Annotated in this window: 21 protein-coding genes and 2 pseudogenes; 7 read left to right on the top strand and 16 right to left on the bottom strand. The window is 52.9% G+C overall.

The window, feature by feature from the left end:
• Positions 1–97: 97 nt before the first annotated feature.
• Positions 98–1,576: an MFS transporter gene (locus AC3B6F_RS08970; RefSeq protein WP_489824092.1), complete on the bottom strand. Its 1,479-nt coding sequence runs from the start codon at positions 1,574–1,576 to the stop codon at positions 98–100.
• A 699-nt stretch (positions 1,577–2,275) separates the two neighbouring features.
• Between AC3B6F_RS08970 and AC3B6F_RS08975 the strand changes: the two genes are divergently transcribed.
• Together AC3B6F_RS08975 and AC3B6F_RS08980 are read left to right on the top strand one after the other, a co-directional pair.
• On the top strand, positions 2,276–3,109 hold the full coding sequence (locus tag AC3B6F_RS08975) for a GGDEF domain-containing protein (protein WP_489824093.1): 834 nt from the start codon (positions 2,276–2,278) through the stop codon (positions 3,107–3,109).
• Positions 3,110–3,131: 22 nt separating this feature from the next.
• Positions 3,132–3,377, top strand: a complete 246-nt coding sequence (locus tag AC3B6F_RS08980; protein ID WP_489824498.1) for a diguanylate cyclase — start codon at positions 3,132–3,134, stop codon at positions 3,375–3,377.
• A gap of 14 nt (positions 3,378–3,391) precedes the next feature.
• Here AC3B6F_RS08980 and AC3B6F_RS08985 read toward each other — a convergent pair whose 3' ends face one another.
• Both AC3B6F_RS08985 and AC3B6F_RS08990 read right to left on the bottom strand, forming a co-directional pair.
• On the bottom strand, positions 3,392–4,006 hold the full coding sequence (locus AC3B6F_RS08985) for a YitT family protein (RefSeq protein WP_023942366.1): 615 nt from the start codon (positions 4,004–4,006) through the stop codon (positions 3,392–3,394).
• A gap of 272 nt (positions 4,007–4,278) precedes the next feature.
• Positions 4,279–4,488 (bottom strand): hypothetical protein, encoded by a 210-nt coding sequence (locus tag AC3B6F_RS08990; protein ID WP_489824094.1) that lies wholly within the window; start codon positions 4,486–4,488, stop codon positions 4,279–4,281.
• 745 nt (positions 4,489–5,233) lie between these two features.
• On the opposite strand from AC3B6F_RS08990, the gene AC3B6F_RS08995 reads away from it, so the two are divergent.
• The 3 genes from AC3B6F_RS08995 (at position 5,234) to AC3B6F_RS09005 (ending at position 6,869) form a co-directional block, all read left to right on the top strand.
• Positions 5,234–5,509, top strand: a complete 276-nt coding sequence (locus AC3B6F_RS08995) for a S24 family peptidase (protein ID WP_489824095.1) — start codon at positions 5,234–5,236, stop codon at positions 5,507–5,509.
• Between the two features lie 98 nt (positions 5,510–5,607).
• Positions 5,608–5,817: a Y-family DNA polymerase gene (locus AC3B6F_RS09000; protein WP_489824096.1), complete on the top strand. Its 210-nt coding sequence runs from the start codon at positions 5,608–5,610 to the stop codon at positions 5,815–5,817.
• A complete protein-coding gene (locus tag AC3B6F_RS09005) occupies positions 5,766–6,869 on the top strand; it encodes a Y-family DNA polymerase (protein WP_489824097.1) in 1,104 nt (367 codons plus the stop codon). The genes AC3B6F_RS09000 and AC3B6F_RS09005 overlap by 52 nt, the downstream gene beginning before the upstream one ends.
• 95 nt (positions 6,870–6,964) lie before the next feature.
• Here the strand turns inward: AC3B6F_RS09005 and AC3B6F_RS09010 are convergent, their stop codons facing one another.
• From AC3B6F_RS09010 to AC3B6F_RS09065, 12 genes are all read right to left on the bottom strand, one after another.
• Positions 6,965–7,561, bottom strand: coding sequence for a contact-dependent growth inhibition system immunity protein (locus AC3B6F_RS09010; protein WP_489824098.1), 597 nt, complete (start codon positions 7,559–7,561; stop codon positions 6,965–6,967).
• Positions 7,558–8,871, bottom strand: coding sequence for an endonuclease toxin domain-containing protein (locus AC3B6F_RS09015; RefSeq protein ID WP_489824099.1), 1,314 nt, complete (start codon positions 8,869–8,871; stop codon positions 7,558–7,560). Before AC3B6F_RS09015 ends, AC3B6F_RS09010 begins: the two co-directional genes overlap by 4 nt.
• A 9-nt stretch (positions 8,872–8,880) precedes the next feature.
• The gene (locus AC3B6F_RS09020; protein WP_489824100.1) at positions 8,881–9,639 is read right to left on the bottom strand and encodes a C1 family peptidase; all 759 of its coding nucleotides are present in this window, start codon (positions 9,637–9,639) and stop codon (positions 8,881–8,883) included.
• Positions 9,640–9,715: 76 nt separating this feature from the next.
• Entirely contained in the window at positions 9,716–10,222 is a 507-nt protein-coding gene (locus AC3B6F_RS09025; protein ID WP_489824101.1) for a hypothetical protein, read from the bottom strand.
• 82 nt (positions 10,223–10,304) lie between these two features.
• Positions 10,305–10,607 carry a hypothetical protein gene (locus AC3B6F_RS09030; protein WP_489824102.1) on the bottom strand — a complete coding sequence of 101 codons (303 nt, stop codon included), beginning with the start codon at positions 10,605–10,607 and terminating at the stop codon, positions 10,305–10,307.
• 69 nt (positions 10,608–10,676) lie between these two features.
• Positions 10,677–11,186 carry a hypothetical protein gene (locus AC3B6F_RS09035; protein ID WP_489824103.1) on the bottom strand — a complete coding sequence of 170 codons (510 nt, stop codon included), beginning with the start codon at positions 11,184–11,186 and terminating at the stop codon, positions 10,677–10,679.
• A gap of 4 nt (positions 11,187–11,190) precedes the next feature.
• Positions 11,191–11,547: a hypothetical protein gene (locus tag AC3B6F_RS09040; RefSeq protein WP_489824104.1), complete on the bottom strand. Its 357-nt coding sequence runs from the start codon at positions 11,545–11,547 to the stop codon at positions 11,191–11,193.
• Positions 11,548–11,587: 40 nt separating this feature from the next.
• Positions 11,588–13,756, bottom strand: a complete 2,169-nt coding sequence (locus AC3B6F_RS09045; protein WP_489824105.1) for a hypothetical protein — start codon at positions 13,754–13,756, stop codon at positions 11,588–11,590.
• Between the two features lies 1 nt (position 13,757).
• Positions 13,758–14,168, bottom strand: a complete 411-nt coding sequence (locus tag AC3B6F_RS09050; protein ID WP_489824106.1) for a hypothetical protein — start codon at positions 14,166–14,168, stop codon at positions 13,758–13,760.
• Between the two features lie 466 nt (positions 14,169–14,634).
• Entirely contained in the window at positions 14,635–14,868 is a 234-nt protein-coding gene (locus tag AC3B6F_RS09055) for a hypothetical protein (protein ID WP_489824107.1), read from the bottom strand.
• A gap of 1 nt (position 14,869) precedes the next feature.
• The gene (locus AC3B6F_RS09060; protein ID WP_489824108.1) at positions 14,870–15,613 is read right to left on the bottom strand and encodes a hypothetical protein; all 744 of its coding nucleotides are present in this window, start codon (positions 15,611–15,613) and stop codon (positions 14,870–14,872) included.
• A 38-nt stretch (positions 15,614–15,651) separates the two neighbouring features.
• Positions 15,652–15,972 carry a putative phage tail protein gene (locus tag AC3B6F_RS09065; RefSeq protein WP_489824109.1) on the bottom strand — a complete coding sequence of 107 codons (321 nt, stop codon included), beginning with the start codon at positions 15,970–15,972 and terminating at the stop codon, positions 15,652–15,654.
• Here AC3B6F_RS09065 and AC3B6F_RS09070 point away from each other — a divergent pair.
• Both AC3B6F_RS09070 and AC3B6F_RS09075 read left to right on the top strand, forming a co-directional pair.
• Positions 15,958–16,158: pseudogene (locus tag AC3B6F_RS09070) on the top strand (DUF4258 domain-containing protein); the annotation flags it as partial. The gene AC3B6F_RS09065 and the pseudogene AC3B6F_RS09070 overlap by 15 nt on opposite strands.
• A 47-nt stretch (positions 16,159–16,205) precedes the next feature.
• Positions 16,206–16,406 carry a DUF2283 domain-containing protein gene (locus tag AC3B6F_RS09075; RefSeq protein ID WP_489824110.1) on the top strand — a complete coding sequence of 67 codons (201 nt, stop codon included), beginning with the start codon at positions 16,206–16,208 and terminating at the stop codon, positions 16,404–16,406.
• A 68-nt stretch (positions 16,407–16,474) separates the two neighbouring features.
• Here the strand turns inward: AC3B6F_RS09075 and AC3B6F_RS09080 are convergent.
• A pseudogene (locus tag AC3B6F_RS09080) lies at positions 16,475–16,921 on the bottom strand (phage tail tip lysozyme); the annotation flags it as partial.
• Positions 16,922–16,941 lie beyond the last annotated feature (20 nt).

Raw genomic sequence — 16,941 nt, forward strand, 5'->3', positions numbered from 1 at the left:
CATGGGGCCATGTCGATGAGTTCCGGTTTCGGGGCTGGCTCAGGGATGGGCACTGGGGCCGGCCCTTCTTCTCTGAGTGGCCCGGGATGGTAGCCGTTTATTGCATATGGGATCGAAAACTCGATAGCGGCGGAGCCACCTCTTCGAGAGATTTATTCTCGGCATCAACGCCGAAAATCCACGCGACAATACTGGCGCCAATCATAAGAACGGCTGCAAAAACATATCCTGCAACAACGGAATCAAGTTGACCCGTTTCAATCAGGTATCCGAAAAGCACGGGGGCTGCCGCGCCGCCAAATAATGTTCCCAGTGCATAGAAAACCGCGATCGCGAAAGCGCGCATTTCAAGTGGGAAAAGCTCGCTGGCGGTCAGATAGGCAGAAGAAGCTGCTGCAGATGCAAAAAAGAAGACGGCGCTCCAGCCCAGTGTCTGGCTAATTGCAGTCAATATTGAGGCGTGCATGGCCCAGGCCACCATCATCATGAGCAACCCCGAAAGCGCGTAGCTTGTTCCAATCATGCGACGGCGACCGATCGTATCAAACCATCGTGCCAGAAGAAGTGGTCCGAGGAGGTTTCCAAGAGCCAGAGGAAGAATATACCAACCCACATGCCCTGTAGGGACGGACAGGTAAGTGGTTAGAACCATTCCATAGGTAAAGAACACAGCATTGTAGAGAAAAGCCTGTGCAATCATCAAAACAAGAACGTAAAATGTTCTGCCGCGATAATCCTTCAACATGATCCGGATCATATCCAGTGGCATGAAAACGCCTGCGGGATAGATCAGAACTTTTGGGAGCGTACTGTTGCTTTCAAGGTCTGATGAGTGGGCCTCCATTTTGGAAACGATGGCTTCGGCTTCCCGTATGCGGCCATGTGTCATCAGCCAACGAGGGCTTTCAGGAACAAAGGCTCGCAGAAAAAGAATGATGAGGCCAAGCATGGCTCCGATGGCAAAGGAGACCCGCCATGCAATGGCAACGGGGAAAACAGTGGTGTTTAGAAGGGCTATGGATCCCAAGGCCCCAAGGGCTGCACCTGCCCAGAATGTTCCATTGACCATGAGATCAACACGCCCGCGCAGACGGGCGGGCACCAGTTCATCAATGGCTGAATTGATTGCGGCATATTCTCCGCCAATGCCGAGACCTGTCACCATGCGGGAAAGAGCGAAGCTAACCGTCCCCCATGCGCAGGCGGATGCACCTACACCAAGGACATACAGTCCGAGTGTCAGGAAGAAAATCTGTTTGCGTCCCAGTCGATCTGTCATCCAGCCAAAAACAAGAGCCCCGAGGACTGCACCTGTTACGTAGGCAGAAGAGGCAAGACCAACGCCTTCGGCGCTAAGGTGGAGCGTATCTGCTCTTTGTAGGGATGGTCCGAGAGAACCAATGACGGTTACTTCCAGCCCATCAAGGATCCATGTGATCCCCAGAGCGATGACGATGAGCATATGAAACCGGGACCAGTGCAGCCGGTCCAGACGCGCAGGGATATTTGTTTCCAGCGGTTTTCCATTCTGAAATGCGCGGATGGAGGAATGAAAGTCCTGAGTATTTTTCTGCAAGTCCGCCTCCTTTATGGTCTGTCATTCAGATTTTCGACTTGTGCAGCAGGAAACGCGGGGACTTTGACGTTGCAGTGGCAAAAAATGCTCTCAACACTCACATTTTCTCGACCGACCTACTCCTGTAGAGGTGGCGATGAGCAATTGAGAGGTTTTTTATTGCTGCTTCAGAGGGAGCGTGAATTCAGGATTCATTCGTTAAGATTTATTTTTCTTTATGTTAAGATTCTGCAACCTATTATGTAGCGTGAAATGTCGGTTGTTTATGTTGATCCAATACTTTAATGTTTTGAAAACTTTATTGGCATGTATTCGATCTGTTATTCGTTAATCTCAGGAATAATTTAAAGCCGTATGTTGTCCCGCATCGCAGAAAAATATACTCCTGCATTGCTTGTTGGTGGAATTGTATTCTCTGCTGCTGTAATGGGCATTTATTCCAGACATTTTGGTCAGCTTGCCCAGATATGGCCAGCAAATGCGCTGTTGCTCTGGATCATGATTACCTATCGCCAGCTTGACCGATTGTCTGGTTGGCTGGGAGCCTGCGTTGGCTACCTGTTGGCTGGTTGGGTCATGGGGGACAGATTTCTGATCAATGTCTGGCTTGGAACTGCCAATCTGGCGGGTGTCTGTGCCGGATATCTGCTTTTTGGAATTTTTAGGAAGGATGGAAATGGACTGATCGGCCCTAAATCCGTGCTTTCTCTTCTGCTGGTGTGCAGTGGAGCCGCAGCGGCATCTGCTTCGGTCGGAACGCTGCTTGCAATGTCTCTTCCCGGAACTACGGCATGGAGCCGTTTTATCCTGTGGTTTAGCAGTGAACTTAATCGGCACCTTGTTCTGCTGCCCGTATGTTTTTCAGGGCGGGAATGGTTTTCCAGACAGACCTTTTATCAATGGCGTCAGATTTTCGCTCTGCGAAAGATGAATATCGCACCGGTGGCAAGTTTGGTCATATCCGTTGTTCTGGCAACAATTACGGGCGGCCCGGGAGCCATAGCCTTCCCGGTTCCTGCTCTTCTTTGGTGTGCCTTGAGTTACACGGTTTTACCGCTGTGTCTGATCGTCCTGATTTTCAATGTCGCGGTAATGGGGATCGTCGAGGCCGGATTTCTGAACTTTGGTCAGATGTATCCGCATCTTGGTGGCATTGTTTCTTTCCGCCTGGGATTATCTTTTCTGGTTCTTGGTCCGTTAACAGTCACTGCGATCATGACAACACAGCGAGCTTTGGTGGATCGCCTCAATCAATCAATTACCTGGGACAGTCTGACAAAAGTTCTCAGTCGTCAGGCGTACCTTGAGCAAAGTCAGTCCTTTATTGAGAGTAAAAGAAAAAAATCGGCGTTAGGGATTGCTGTCCTGATGTTGGATATTGATCAGTTCAAAAGGATTAACGATACATACGGTCATTTTGTGGGCGATAACACTCTGGAAGCCGTTGCAAAAGCAATTTCGGATATTTTGTCTGATGATCAGATTTGTGGTCGTTTAGGGGGGGGAAGAGTTTGCGATTACCATTTCAGTTGAAAGGGGTGAAGAAGCGACCTGTCTGGCTGAAAAGATCCGATTGTCTGTTGAGAAAATTCTCATCCCGGTAAACGGGGATACGTTCATTCATATGACTGTCAGTATTGGTGTTGCGTTCCAGCTGTTTACGGATGATGTGAAGTTTCGCGTTCTGTTGGCCCAGGCAGATGTGGCCCTCTATCAGGCTAAAGCCAACGGACGAAATCGGGTGGCACTCTCATCGACCGTATTGGAGAAACAGGAGCGCCCTGCTGTTCATCTTTCCTGAAAAACCAGTTTTTTCTAATGCCCAATGTAGCGGCCGGGCCTGTGAAAGACCATGAGAACACTACTCATGGCTATGGCACTTACGGCAGAGAGCAATGCTTTTTCCCACGGCAGGAAGAATGCGGATGTAGCCAGAATGGCAGCATCAATCATGATTTGCACCCGACCGGCATTGAAGCCGCGGCTTTTCTGAAGCCAGAGCGTAATAACGCCTGTCCCGCCGACGCCCGCTTGATGGCGTGCCAGAGACAAAATTCCCATACCAATCACGGTTCCTCCAAAAAGAGCTGCAAAGAGAGGCTGAATGGAAGAAAGCGTCATGACGCTGGGGATCAGGCGGGCAAGTGCTGTAATCCCAAAGCTCGCAATCGTTGTCTTTAGCGCGAATTGCGGCCCCATTGCCCGGATGGCAAACAGAAGAAATGGGATATTGATGGCTGTAAACAGATTTCCTGGTGTCACAGGTAGAAGATAAGACAGTAGCAGGGCAATGCCTGCAACACCTCCCGTGACAAGACCCGCCTTGTGAAGGCACATCAGTCCCATGACGATCAGGGAGCAGCCGATCAGAAAGGCGTAGACGTCCTCGGCATAAGAATGACGTAGCCCAGGCCCATATGGCGAAGTCATAATCGGAAAACCCAGTCGTTCAGCAAAAGATCCAGTCCGCCAGACTGGAATAAACCATAAGATTTTGAGCCAGATAATTCAGCTATGCCGCATTGCCCAGCCTCATTCATCATTGGAAAATATTGTTTCAAGAAGGCCGTTCCCAGCTTGCTTGATGCTACTGTCAGGCGAGGCTTGATCGGATTTTTTGTACAGTACGGCTCAGATTGCGATTCTTGAAAAAGCTGACTTTGAGGGTAAAAGAAAACCCGGCTTGAGCCGGGCTCCTAAAATCACATTCTGTCGCCTGAGCCGCCATTGCCCATGTTGTCATTTTGGCCGCCTCTGCCATCACCTTGATTATAATTGTCGGGCCCATCCATGCCACCTTCATGATGATCATGATAGCCGCTGTAGCCCATATCACCTGGCCCCGGCCCCCAACAGGCGGAAAGAGCGAGAGATAGTCCGATAACCGTACCGATTTTAACGACTTTATTCATATGGTCCTCCTGCGGATAATAACGCTGGAGTGGGAAAGCTGAATCAGGGCAATATTAAAACAAAAAGAAACGAATTTTTAGAAAATACAGAAAGTTTGGGAGAAAATTGAATTTTCTATTACATTTGAAGGTATTTGAAACATAAAATTTTATAAACGGAGCGATATCTGCCGTCACTTTGAACAATACATGATCTGTAAATATAGATCAGAAGAGTATGTTCTAAAAATTACTACGGACTTTAGGAGAATTCGAATGGTGGGCACGACAGGGATTGAACCTGTGACCCCTCCCGTGTGAAGGGAGACAAGTATCATATATAAATAGCTGTTTTCGTTTGGTTTATTGGAGTGATAGTTTCAAACTTGCGCAGTTATTGCAATTCTTAGTTCCTAAGAGATGTGAGACTTGCCTAGCCCACGGCAACTCATCAGCATCTCTTACAAGTTCAGTCGTCAAGGATTCTTTGACCGTTGAACTATTGAGAAATCCTCAATAGTTCGCGCTCCCAAACACGTCAGAAATATAAAGACATAATTAATTGCGGGATGACTGCAGGTGGCCTCAGTGTGGCTGCACGCGATGCAGCGTAGTCGCCGAGGGTATCTGGTTGCAGTGATCTCTCGGCGGCGGAAAGCTGAAATCGTAACTACCTGAAATCGCCAAACAAGATTGTTTGCTCTCAGATTTCATTTGACGCGGTCCACTTCGTTCTCTTTTTGTTCCGTTATATCGGGAGGAGAACATGGCGTATCAAGGCGAGCGGACGACGGGTTTTGCGTCCCCAGCAGCAGACAATATCGAGGGCACCATCGACTTGATGGCGGCTCTGGATCTACGGCAGCCAAGTCGCTACCCCGTCCGCGTCGAAGGTGATGCCCTGATCGGACGAGGGATCAGGCACGGCGATATCCTTGTCGTAGATTCTGCCCTGGCACCACGAGCCGGTGTCGTCGTCGTTGCCAGCGTCGGGGATGAACTGCGCGTCTGTGAATTGACACAACGTCCTAACGGTTGGTGACTACGCCCGTCAGGCGCAATGCAGCCTGTGCAAGTGGATGACGATGCGGACGTTTCGATCTGGGCCGTGGCGACCGGCCTGGTTCGCACGGACGTCTGATGCCCATCTACGGCCTGATCGACGGGAACTCATTCTATTGTTCATGCCAGCATGCGTTTGAACCTGGCCTGAAGCGCAAGCCTGTCGTGGTTCTCTCGAACAATGACAGGCTTGCGCGATTGCCCGCACGCGGGAGGCAAAGGCGCTTGGCATCAAGATGGGCGACCCTTGGCATTTCGCCCGAAAGCGCCTCGAAGCAAAGTCCGTAGTCTGGTATTCCAGCAATTACGCTCTGTACGCCGATATGTCGCGGCGCATGTACGAAGTTCTTCAGTCTCGCGTTCCGTCCGTCGAGCCATATTCGATCGATGAGATGTTTCTCGAGTTAACCGGCCTCCCAGGGGATCTTCACGAACTATGCCGCGAAATCAGAAACGCCGTGTGGAAACAGGCAAAAGTCCCAACCTGCGTTGGGTGGGGGCCGACAAAGACCATCGCCAAACTGGCAAATGGCTTAGCAAAGGATCACGCAAGACTGGAAGGTCTATGTGATCTGACAGATCCGCATATCCGGGCTGAGTGGTACGCCGTCACCAGCATTAATGAGGTTTGGGGGATTGGAAGACAGACCACACAAAAGCTTCGGGCCATGGGTATTGAAACCGTGGCGGATTTCATGGCCCTCGATCCGAAGACAACGCGCAACCTACTCACTGTCGTCGGGGCCCGCGTGCAGGCTGAACTTCGCGGGCAATCGTGCCTGGCTCTGTCCGAGATTTCAGCCACTCGGAAATCTATCGCATCCACCAGAACGTTTGGCCGGCTGCTGACGGAATGGCCCGAAATCCGTGAAGCTGTGGCGCACTATGCCACCAGGGCTGCGGAGAAGTTGCGCGCCGAGCGACTGGAGGCTGCACACCTCTCCATCCTTATGCAGACTAACCCGCACAATGGAGATCCTTGGTACGCCAAACATGTAGGCGCGGGCATTGAACCGACTTCGGACACCCGAGACCTGATCCGTCATGCAACCAATCTGGCTCAGGCCGTTTGGTTGCCGGGATATCGATATTTCAAAGCCGGGGTTGTGTTGACTGATCTGCGGCCAGCAGGGGGCCAGGGTGGGTTATTTGCAGCACGGGCGCCGGAGCTATCCAATGCAGCAATGGCTGCCATGGACGCGATCAATGCGCGATTTGGGAGCGGCTCATTGCGGCCATCATCGACGGGGTTAAGTCGCACCTGGACGCCAAGGGCGTCGTTGCTATCTGCACGCTACACGACGCGACTGGATGAGATTGTTCGGGCTCGGAGTTGGTGAAGACTGCTTTCGCCTCATGTCGGTCATTAGATAGCTGTTACGTTGCGCCGAAAGCAGACATTGTTTTTTGAAATAGCCGACCAACCACAGGACCATCAGCGCTTGAGCATATTGACTGTCTGCCGCTTGGGGACTTCACATCGGGAGAGTGCCTCCTGAACCGCCAGTCCCAGGTCTTCATCTGAGACAGACAGAGGGACATGCATGACTTTTTCTTTATGCTGCTTTGTATTGGATGGCCAGGCAAAGTGTCCGCCAGTGGTTCGCTTGCTGGGCGTGAGAATAACAAAATCGTCCACAAGATAGTGCCACTGGGCAAAGACCATATCGCAGCAGGACCCTGCCTGTTCACGTTTCTTATAGCCGTAAGTCGAGGCAACCTCTTCCCAGAAAGCCAAACGGCGCACGTTAGAGTCCTTCTCCATTACAGCACGATCCGCAGGGTCTACCGGCGGATCTTTCGCGAGATTGGCGAAATACTCACTGGATAAAAGAGCTCTGCGAAAATTCTCTCCAATCCAGTGAGGAGAAGCATCTTTGGGAGCATGCGTACTCCAACCCGTACGTGAAAAATAGCCGCCACCCCAGACTTCTATGCACTCAATCACCAAAAATCTCGGGGACATAATGATGTTGACTTGCTTACTATGAAGCCACTGGATGCGTTCGGGCGTAAAATAGGTCTGGGTCATTTGATTTCATCAATCTCAAAAGTGAGAGGCTTCGCGCCGTTCGGAGTGTAGGCTGCCATCTTGGCCGCTGCGCCACGATAGGCCTGACAGATCTGCTCCCACTGGGCTTCGGTCGTGTCCTCAGACCGGACAGCCAGCTCAAAACGATAAGACTTAATTTGATCTTGAGTAAACCGAACATATGAATTTGAAGACGTCCTGCTATTCCCTGTTTGATACAGGGTCATTTTCTTCATGTCGGCCCAGATCTGCCACTTAATTTCTGGGGGGTGATCCTGGTAGCTGTCCCTTTTTGTGTTGAGGGTCTTATCGCTGACAGCGTCAAAAGTGTCTTTGTTCCAATGATCGAATGTTGGCCAGTTCCCGCGATGATCCTGCAGCCAGACATAGCCGCCATCCGGACGCCAGTTGTTCAGCTTCTGCTGAACATAGGCTTCGTAAGGCAGACCCTGTTTGGACAGGTTGTTACCAGCGCCAGCATCGTTCCAGGTGATACCATTGGTCTTATACGTATCCGGCCAGTCTTTCTGATTTACAAGCGACCAGAGGACATTGGCTGACGTAACTAGACCGATATTGTCGACCGGTTTCGGAATTGTCGTGCGGAATTTGTTTCCATCATTACAAGGCGGGGTCGGGTCGTCTTTGTCCAGCTTCTGAACGGTCTTGATAATGGCCTGATTTGTGGCGGCAGTCAGGACGGCTTCTCCCCCTTGCGAGGAGAGATTATCAACGTCCGCAACGGTATCGGCTTCCTCCATCATGGGCTCTGCGCGCATGCTGGCTGTCAGATCCGTTGCCTGGTCCTGAGAGACAGCAAGCGCGCTGATATAGTCCTGGAACGTCGCCGCTGCAGGAAGCGCCTGATATTGCTGGACTTCAGCCTGAAGCTGCGCAGATGTCTGCGCCTGCGTCATGACCCAGGCTCTCTGAAGATGAAACAGGGCGGTTCCCACGATCTGTAGCTGACTATCGGTGGGAGGGACCTGGCCCCAGTCTGCATAAAGGTTCCGGTACTGGGTGTAGGCTTCAGAGGACTGTGAAAGGGGATTATAAATGCCCTCGAGACTTATGCCGGAAGCGATCGTCGCCTGTGCTGTCGAAAGCTCACTGGCGGAGACTGGCCTTCCGAGGAAGAAGCTGTAACCTTCTCCGAGTGCTGCTGTGACTTCATTTCCATACGCGTAAGAGACGGTCATGGCCTGAAGAGACTGAACGCCAGCGATTGCCGCACTGATTGTGGTTGGCGCACTTGTCCCGGCCGAGCAGGCAGATAGGGACAGGAGCCCGAAAAGCGCGAATTTGCGCAAGTTCGCAAATCACGCGGCCCTCACTTCCGCCAGGAGCGCGTCGAAGTCCTCGCCGTTCGGAGACGTGCCGGGGATCGACAGCCAGTTCTGGCGAGACAGGAGCCCGTACGCCTCGTCTGCAATCTGCGTGAACGTCGCCCAGGGCATGAATGTCCGCGTACCCCATGTGTTGAAGAAGACACCGTCAGCTGTGTAGCCGGTCAGTGCAATCGCGTGGCCACCCTCCGGATCCAGATCAGCGCCAGATAGCATTGCAAGATCCCACGTCTCGCCAAGACCGATCGACATGAAGCCGCGCGGAACCTGCACGCCTGCCAACACACCCCCGAGATAAGCAATCGCCCGCTTGATTCCCTGAACGTCCGTCGGAGCAATCGAGCCGAACGCCGTCAGGTAATCACGCCCCGGCTGTCCCGGACGGGGCAGACCTTCACGCCGCCAGTGATTGAGCTGGTCCAGCAGGATCGTGCCGTTGTCGTTCCCACCGGTCTGCGGATTGAACCCCGTGACCTCGGCATAGGCTGACAGAACCGTCGTCGTCGTCAGTAAGACAAGCGCCTGAGCGGCTTTGGTCCACGTTGCCGTCAGAGCCGCATAGGCCGCGAACGCACAACAGCCGAAGCGGTCGTTGCCCCACATCTGATAGGGGACACTGGCAGACCAGTCTTTGCTGGCAGGAACATCTGGCAGGCGGACCGCCAGGACGGGGCCGAGTTTGTAGGTGCGGGCGTCATGTCGAGGCGCGCCTTTGCCGAGTTTGAGCGTCATTCACTTGCTCCAGAAACAAAAAAAGAGGGGAGCAGCCGAAGCCACTCCCCTGTGCCGTTGGTTATGAGTGAGGCGCTTAGACACCCTGATAGATGCGAGCCCGCAGCAGAGCTGGACTATCCACAGGAGCGGCGTACGGAGCAGCCGTCACGCCGGCCAGCGCTTCCACCAGCGGAATCATTGCCTGAACCGTGCTCAGATAGGTGGACGCGGACGGGTAGTAGACAGACACAATCGGGGCCGCGATCGTCAGCAGCGTGTTGAGGTCCGTACCAAGGGATTTCGCCCAGTCTTTGCCTGTATTGACCGTGATGGAGCCGTCAGAGCTGGCCTCAATCGAGGCGGTGACGCTCTTGATCTGAGAAACAAGATTGTCGAACTTGGCTTTGTCTTCGGCAGAGAGGTGATCGACCACGCCCGGCATCGTCTCGATGACCTGCACGGCATAGGCGATTGCGCTCGCATCTTTATTGAGGGCCGCTGTGTTGAACGTGGTCGTGCTGCCAGTCGTGGTGCAGGCAACAGTAGAGCCAAGAAGAATGGCGGAGAGGCCGAGAACGGCAAAGCGATTACGAAGGCGCATGGAAAAGCTCCAGATATGAAAAAACCGCCTCAAGGGCGGCGAGAAAGACATTCGGTCTGGCAGGAAGACCTGCCTCCTTCGGTCAGGAAGGGCGATCGGTCGGCTTGGGAGAGGCCAGCGGAATATTCGCCTGGGCAAGAGCGGCCTTGGCCTCGTCAGCATCTGTCCGGGCGACCATCACACCGGTCTTACCGACCTGCAGGCGATTGGCCGCCCAGCCTACGTTCAGGCCGATCAGACTGACGATCTGGTACAGCCACGCTACTTTCGAATTAGACGAAGGCGGCTTCACGAACACCGTGACCAGCTTGCAGAGGATGATAAACAGGGCCACGTACAGCTCGTACTTGTGCGGCACGGCGCTGAGAAGCGTCGAGAAATCCATGTTTTGTTTTCCTAGAAAGAGTATCCGCCTTAGCCAGCGCTGAGCGCACGCGCCAAGCGGGAAATCGGGTCAAGCCGCGATTGCAGCTTTGAAATGCACCACGTTGGCGTCTGCATCAGCAGCTCCGGACGACGTGTTATAAACACGCTTGTGATACCGGCTCATGCCTACTGCATCATTCCACGCCGGAAGCGGCTCTTTGTCCCGGTAGATCTTGATTCGCTCCAATGCGAAATTATAGGAATCATTGGAGATCATCAGATCTGCATTCGGTGTCAGGTTGCCAATCAGGCCGCGAATAACTTTTGCAACCTGCGCCTGAGCCGGGAAATTCAGCCAGTTGGTCCAGCAGTCATCGTGGGTCGCCGATTCCATCTGGGCAAGTCCGCGAGCAGGACCGAAGCCCGAGTTCGTGATCTGGCGTTTATAGCGCAACCGGCTCTCGGCCATAGCAATTCCTAGGCAGAGATTGACGGCCGCGAGGCTCGCGAACTGGCTACCCATGGCCGTGAGTGTCGGAACGACGATGAACTGCTTCACCTGCCCGGGATCAAGGCCGTAAGACGAATTGATTATCATGACATCATCCCAGCCACTGCGGATAGGTTGTCTTGAGAATGTGCCAGAACGAGACGGCAGCACCTGCGCCGACACTTCCGCCTCCTGCAGCCAGGGCGCCGATCAGCCAGCTACGTAGCGAGCGCGTGTCATCCAGCTTTTTTCCGAGATCCTGCACACTGATCAGAATTTGGTCCCGCATCAGGTTAATCTCCCGCCTGACGTCCAGCAGCTCAGCCTTGAGCTCAGCTCTGAGATCATCATGCTTGGCATCAACGGCATCGAGCCGGGTCTCAAGACGCAGTGCAGTATCTTCAGCAGCTCTGAGGCGACGTTGAAGCGTGGAGATCGTTCCAGGTGCCTCAAGCACTTCATCGGGCATGGCCCCTCCAATAAAAAAACCGCCTCTGAGGGCGGCTCTGTCAGTTGATCTCGTTCAGCGCCACCTTTTTGTAGGTCAGCGCGCTGGTGCAGACGTAGAGGTAATTGTCGTCCGAATGCATCTCGCCTTGCTTGCAGGCAGTCGACGAGGTGGGCGTTGTTGCGTCAGTCGCGATCAAGTCGGTACCCGTAACAGATCCAGTCACCGTTACAGGTTCGCGCGCTGTTATGCCATTGGTGCGGACAGACAAGATCGCACTACCGGCAGCTTGCTGAATCGATCCGCCAGACGACGCCGTGTAAAAATCAAACCCTCCGTTCGCGGAAGAGCCGATCGTGTCAATAAAATCGACTTCCGCGCCAGTGCTGTGGTTCCAGCACGTGCCCAACCCTTGAGCTCCTGCGATAGAGCATGAAGAGTTGAGTGAAAAATTGACATTGCCGGAAAACCAGGAATCAGCTGCTGCAACGTGAAAAATGTTATTTATGACTGAAACGTCTTTGGCGAAAGAGTCCTGTATATTACCATAAGTCGCCACAGATGTAGATTTTATACATGAGGAATTGCTCCCTCCGGTTGTATTGAGCATGTTTCCACCTACAGTCATTTTGCCGTAAATAGAAGATGCGTAAATACCGCAAACATTTGTCGCTTGTACAGAATTACCAGAGACGGAATTTCCCCATTCGTAAGTCGGACCAGAAATAGTCGCCCCAGTCGAATCAGTAAGTGCGGAATCGTAGAAACCTATCCCAATGCTGGCCTGATCCGAGCGCAGAAAACCATAAAAATCTGAACTCGACACGCTAGAACTACCGCAGTTCATGCACCATACTCCACCCCATGCACTGGAAGCACCGGACAGCATCCCCTTAACAGTAGAATAGTTTACTGGAAGTATTGCAGAAGACGCTGGCGTGTAACTCCCCGTGGAATAGAGCAATGAATTAACAATTTTGATATCTGAACCGTTCTCGACATAGGCACCGGCAATATAATCATTCAGATGGGAACTCGTGATGCTGAGCCATAGGAGACCACCACCGCCAATCCGCGTTGGTGAATAGACACCATACGAACTTGCGAGATTGGTCGCATCCGTAATGTGGACGCCCTCGACATGGTTATCCGTCCTGAGAAGAGCGAATCCCCCAACCTGATTTATAGAGTAAAAATTATTATCGACTGAATAATTAGTGCCACCAGAAGGATCTGGAGTCGTATAAATCCAAATATCTGTTCCCTGACTTGGTATTCCTGTACCATTACTTAGACCAGTGTTGCTAACATCTCGAACGCTTGCATTTGAAACGTCTGAAAGTTTCACACAAGAATAAAGCGTGGACCCACCTTTCGTATTAACACATCTAATGTCATGGATGGACGGTGCAAAACCTGACCCGCCGGATGCGCGCGGTGTTGCAACAATCTCCGCTCCGTTTCCGCCCGAAACTTGTGGGATAATTGTAAAGTTTGCGGAAAACGCATGTCCGCTTTTACCATCAGTTGAGGCATCGTGTATCGACAAGGGACTTGTCGTCGTCGTCAGTTTTAGAATCGCATTTCCTTCGCCACCAACGATACCCGCAGTAAGGCCATCCGGAACGCTGATGACAGGCACCGATCCAAGCACATATGTCCCGCGCGGGTAAAGGATCGTCACGGACGATCCTGATGCAAGCAGAGCATTTGCCTTGGTATAGGCCGCAGTCACAGCAACCGTATCGTCTGTGCTCCCATCGCCAGTCGCGCCAAAGTCTTTGACATTGATGGTGTCGACAGCGCGGGTACTCAGGCTCCGCGAGAAGGTTGATCCCGTCGCAGTCGCCTTCGCCGCGCTCACATCGCCCGCCACCGGTGCGGTGACATTCCCCGAGCTATCCAGCCCCGCAACCGTCGAGCCAACGTCCGCCTGCTGGACGGAGTTGTCCGCGTAGGTAGCAGTATCGCCGAGTAGCGCTGCCCATGAAAGACCTGCGATTGCGTTTGTATTGGATAGACCGCCATTGGCATACAAAGGCACATATGATCCGGCGCTCGATGCGGTTGCCGCGACCCCCATACGAACAACAGATTTTGGGGCCAGCACCTTCACGGTCGAAGCATGAAGAGGATGTCGGATGTGGTTTGGAACCACGTCGGCCGCCAGAACACTAGACACAAAACAAGTGGCCAAAGCCGCCAGAAGGATACGCAGGGAAAACTTCATGTCAGCTTCCTTCAGACATATGCACGAAGCCATCGCCTGGCTTGAAGACTTCGCCAGCTACGCCCGGATCAGATCCTGGCACCACAGGATAAAGATTACGAAAAGACTGCTGCAGCGCGGTGGCGGATAGAGGGGTACCGGACACCACACCGCCTCCCGTTGTTCGACGAAGTGTGTTGACATCCACCCAGAATGGAGAGTTTGTACCATCCTCCGTTGGTAGCGCATCCCAGATCGTCGCTAGTGCCGTCAAGAACACTGAAGAGAACCAATCGGCCGTAGTTATATTTTGCGGCGCGTAGGTCGTTTGCCCGGTACTGGCCAGAACGGGACGTAGAACCACAAGCAGATCTGTCAGCTCGCCTGTTTTGATATTTAGCGCCGGATCAGACGCCAGTTGTGCGGTCGACATTGTTCACCCCAGTATCAGAGGTTGTGCTCCCGTCCCGTCTTGGACGAAAACTGAATTAGAAAGGAGAAAGGCATTGGGTGGCAGCGCAGAAGTGTCGGGAGAGAAAAAGCAAAAACTCGCTAGCCCCGCTATTGAAACGTTTTCTGTATATGTTGCCCCGGTATCAGTTTTTACCGAGACCGCAACAATTTGATCTCCAAATGAGGTCAATATTAACCAGACGGTCACGATGTTATCGCAAATCGAAACCCAGACCGTTGATGCCCCCAAAGCCTGTGCGGCTGCTTGAACAACTCTGCAGCCCGCGCCAATTTTCCTCGAGAAGTCGATGCTGTAATCGGCACCCGAGTTTAGGGCTGCTGAAGGCCAACGTAGATTCAAGGGCGGGAAAAGACCCCTAACTTGAAACGACACTGGAGGAATCGTGCCGACAGTCCTTTCGGGCGCCGAGATTTTCATGACTACCTCACTGAGCCGCGAAATTGCTCTCTGCAGTTACGGTAGAAAGATCAACAATGGCACCCGAGGGGGTAACAGCCTGGGGCGTCCCGTCGCTTGCCGCCTGAATTGTTGCACCTCGTGCATTCGCCAATAAAAGGGCCGCATACGTCGTATCGGAGATGTCGATTGCGTCCGCCGGCAGTGTGCCCGCGTAGCCTGAATCGGGGTAAAACCCGCTAGTGGATTTAGAGAATTTCATTTTATTTTCCTACCGCAATCCAGTCAAACGTGACCGTTTTCCCGCTGAAATAAGTTACAGTCGGGTTGTTACCGGATGCAGATACTTGGATTACAGTCGTAAATAACTGCATCTGAGATGGGATAACGTGAGAATTTCCGACTAATACCGCAAAAGTCCCAAGAGCCCAGTTGGTTGCTGCGTTAGAATCCTGTGCATTTTGGTAAAGCACCCCAGCCGGGAATGTGTAAGGGAACGTTAAGACCAGGTTTCCGCCTGAATTTGTATTCGCTCGTCCCCCCTGCGTTATTCGCCCAGAAAGATCAATGTTATACCAAGAGTCGCCGTTCACGACGAAAGTCCCGCTACAGAATACCTGCCACTTGGTCGCATCTTCCCCAGGAACGGATAAGTTCTCATCCACAAGAGACTGATAATTTATCCCACCGTAATTAATGACGGCGAACTTAGGGTATCCTCCAATCTCAGATGCCAAGGTAGAGGAATACGCCCCTATCAAACCCAGCTTCTGCGCAGCAATCCTGACCTGCTGCCAATTCGTTCCGCCCGGAGTGAGTCCGGCTGCCAAGATCAAATTGTAGAGCTCCGCAATGACCATGTTGTAATGGTACGCTGGAAAATCTGTTGCGGGGATTGACGGACTGGCAGACGGGTTGCCGTCCGTCGCCCATTGAGGCGTTCCTGTCGTGGGCATGACATCGCGCCCAGACGCAGGAACGGTATTAGCGCCAATGATGAGGTCCATTTTTTCTCCGATACAGAAAAAACATAGAACAAGTCGCCTTAAGCGTCGTCTGTGCTGTAATTAAAAAGAAGAATGGTATGCGCTGGCTTTAATCGGTTTAGTTCACATTGAAGAACCGTAGTTCCCCACGATGCAAAGGCCTTTCCGAACACGTCACCGAACTGGAGATGACTGATGGAAAACTCCGGGACATTAATCTGCCAAGTATAATTCCATGAATCTTCACCAAATCTGCTTCCAATTTTTTTTCCGAAGCGTGAAGAGGTGAATTCCGTGATTGTGACAGTGTACCCCAGAGTTGCCGCGTATGCGGTGTAATAGGCTATCGAACTGCCGCGTCCCTGATTTTTCGGCCTCATGCCCTAGAAGCCATGGAGCGTCGCGGCATCAGGGTAGAATGGGTGGAAGACACTGTTGCTGACCCCGAATGGCGAGAAGTCGACCCCGTTCACCCTGCCCGCGTCCGCTCCTACCGCGCTATTCCGGAGTTGGGTGGCCGAATTCTTCGTGTTGTCCATTGGCCTGAAGGATCTGATATAGTGGTGCTTACTGTTTTCCCGGACAGGGATGCTGAGAAGAGGAGACCGAGGCCATGGTCAGAATCAACTACGATCCGGAAACCGACGCCATGTTCATCTGGGTCGGACCCGAAGGCGCAAAATCGGCCGAAACCCGAGAGGTCTCGCCCGGTGTGATGCTCGATTACGATGCCAAGGGGTCGCTGATCGGGATTGAAGTGCTGGACGTTCGCGAGCGCACGAGCCAGTCCCTCCCGACCGCCGCTGTATCCTGATCAACCCACTCCGGATACCCTAAAGACTAGTTAGGGCATGGGTGTCGCCAGTGACGATACCCTACTAGTTACCAACAGCCGAGTTCAGCGGGTCCAGGAGAAAGGGCATCAAACCGCCGCCCCCACTTTTCGGCCATGTCACCACGGATCGAGGCCTCATTGTCCCGATCCTTGGGACTTTCGTAGAGCTTGGAGACGATAGCTGCGGCCTCACGATCAGATCGTGCGCCCCGCAGCGCCTTCCCCGCACCTGCATAACCACCGTTCGTCAGCTCCCACTGGACAAAAGCCAGCTGCTCGTCATCGGTAGATTGACGGATGTCATGCCCGTACAAACGTTTGAACTGGTCCTGCCTCGGCTGATGCCACTGCGCTAGACCGTAAGCCTCATACTGGCCCGTCTTCTTGTTCTTATCCCCAGGGCGGTTAGAGACGAATGCGCTCTCACGGTCTAAATTGGCGACAATCCCTGATGCCTGCTGTGGCGGCCATCCTTGGCCCCGGAAATATTGCCATGCTTTTTGAGCGGGCTCAG

It is taken from the genome of Gluconobacter sp. ESL1110 (assembly GCF_058107395.1).

What these genes read in the sequence shown, in the direction of transcription:
- AC3B6F_RS08985 (WP_023942366.1), bottom strand. Translation starts at nt 4,006, where the DNA reads ATGACTTCGCCATATGGGCCTGGGCTACGTCATTCTTATGCCGAGGAC.
- AC3B6F_RS08990 (WP_489824094.1), bottom strand. Translation starts at nt 4,488, where the DNA reads ATGAATAAAGTCGTTAAAATCGGTACGGTTATCGGACTATCTCTCGCT.
- AC3B6F_RS08995 (WP_489824095.1), top strand. Translation starts at nt 5,234, where the DNA reads ATGGCGTATCAAGGCGAGCGGACGACGGGTTTTGCGTCCCCAGCAGCA.
- AC3B6F_RS09000 (WP_489824096.1), top strand. Translation starts at nt 5,608, where the DNA reads ATGCCCATCTACGGCCTGATCGACGGGAACTCATTCTATTGTTCATGC.
- AC3B6F_RS09005 (WP_489824097.1), top strand. Translation starts at nt 5,766, where the DNA reads ATGGGCGACCCTTGGCATTTCGCCCGAAAGCGCCTCGAAGCAAAGTCC.
- AC3B6F_RS09010 (WP_489824098.1), bottom strand. Translation starts at nt 7,561, where the DNA reads ATGACCCAGACCTATTTTACGCCCGAACGCATCCAGTGGCTTCATAGT.
- AC3B6F_RS09020 (WP_489824100.1), bottom strand. Translation starts at nt 9,639, where the DNA reads ATGACGCTCAAACTCGGCAAAGGCGCGCCTCGACATGACGCCCGCACC.
- AC3B6F_RS09025 (WP_489824101.1), bottom strand. Translation starts at nt 10,222, where the DNA reads ATGCGCCTTCGTAATCGCTTTGCCGTTCTCGGCCTCTCCGCCATTCTT.
- AC3B6F_RS09030 (WP_489824102.1), bottom strand. Translation starts at nt 10,607, where the DNA reads ATGGATTTCTCGACGCTTCTCAGCGCCGTGCCGCACAAGTACGAGCTG.
- AC3B6F_RS09035 (WP_489824103.1), bottom strand. Translation starts at nt 11,186, where the DNA reads ATGATAATCAATTCGTCTTACGGCCTTGATCCCGGGCAGGTGAAGCAG.
- AC3B6F_RS09040 (WP_489824104.1), bottom strand. Translation starts at nt 11,547, where the DNA reads ATGCCCGATGAAGTGCTTGAGGCACCTGGAACGATCTCCACGCTTCAA.
- AC3B6F_RS09045 (WP_489824105.1), bottom strand. Translation starts at nt 13,756, where the DNA reads ATGAAGTTTTCCCTGCGTATCCTTCTGGCGGCTTTGGCCACTTGTTTT.
- AC3B6F_RS09050 (WP_489824106.1), bottom strand. Translation starts at nt 14,168, where the DNA reads ATGTCGACCGCACAACTGGCGTCTGATCCGGCGCTAAATATCAAAACA.
- AC3B6F_RS09055 (WP_489824107.1), bottom strand. Translation starts at nt 14,868, where the DNA reads ATGAAATTCTCTAAATCCACTAGCGGGTTTTACCCCGATTCAGGCTAC.
- AC3B6F_RS09060 (WP_489824108.1), bottom strand. Translation starts at nt 15,613, where the DNA reads ATGGACCTCATCATTGGCGCTAATACCGTTCCTGCGTCTGGGCGCGAT.
- AC3B6F_RS09065 (WP_489824109.1), bottom strand. Translation starts at nt 15,972, where the DNA reads ATGAGGCCGAAAAATCAGGGACGCGGCAGTTCGATAGCCTATTACACC.
- AC3B6F_RS09075 (WP_489824110.1), top strand. Translation starts at nt 16,206, where the DNA reads ATGGTCAGAATCAACTACGATCCGGAAACCGACGCCATGTTCATCTGG.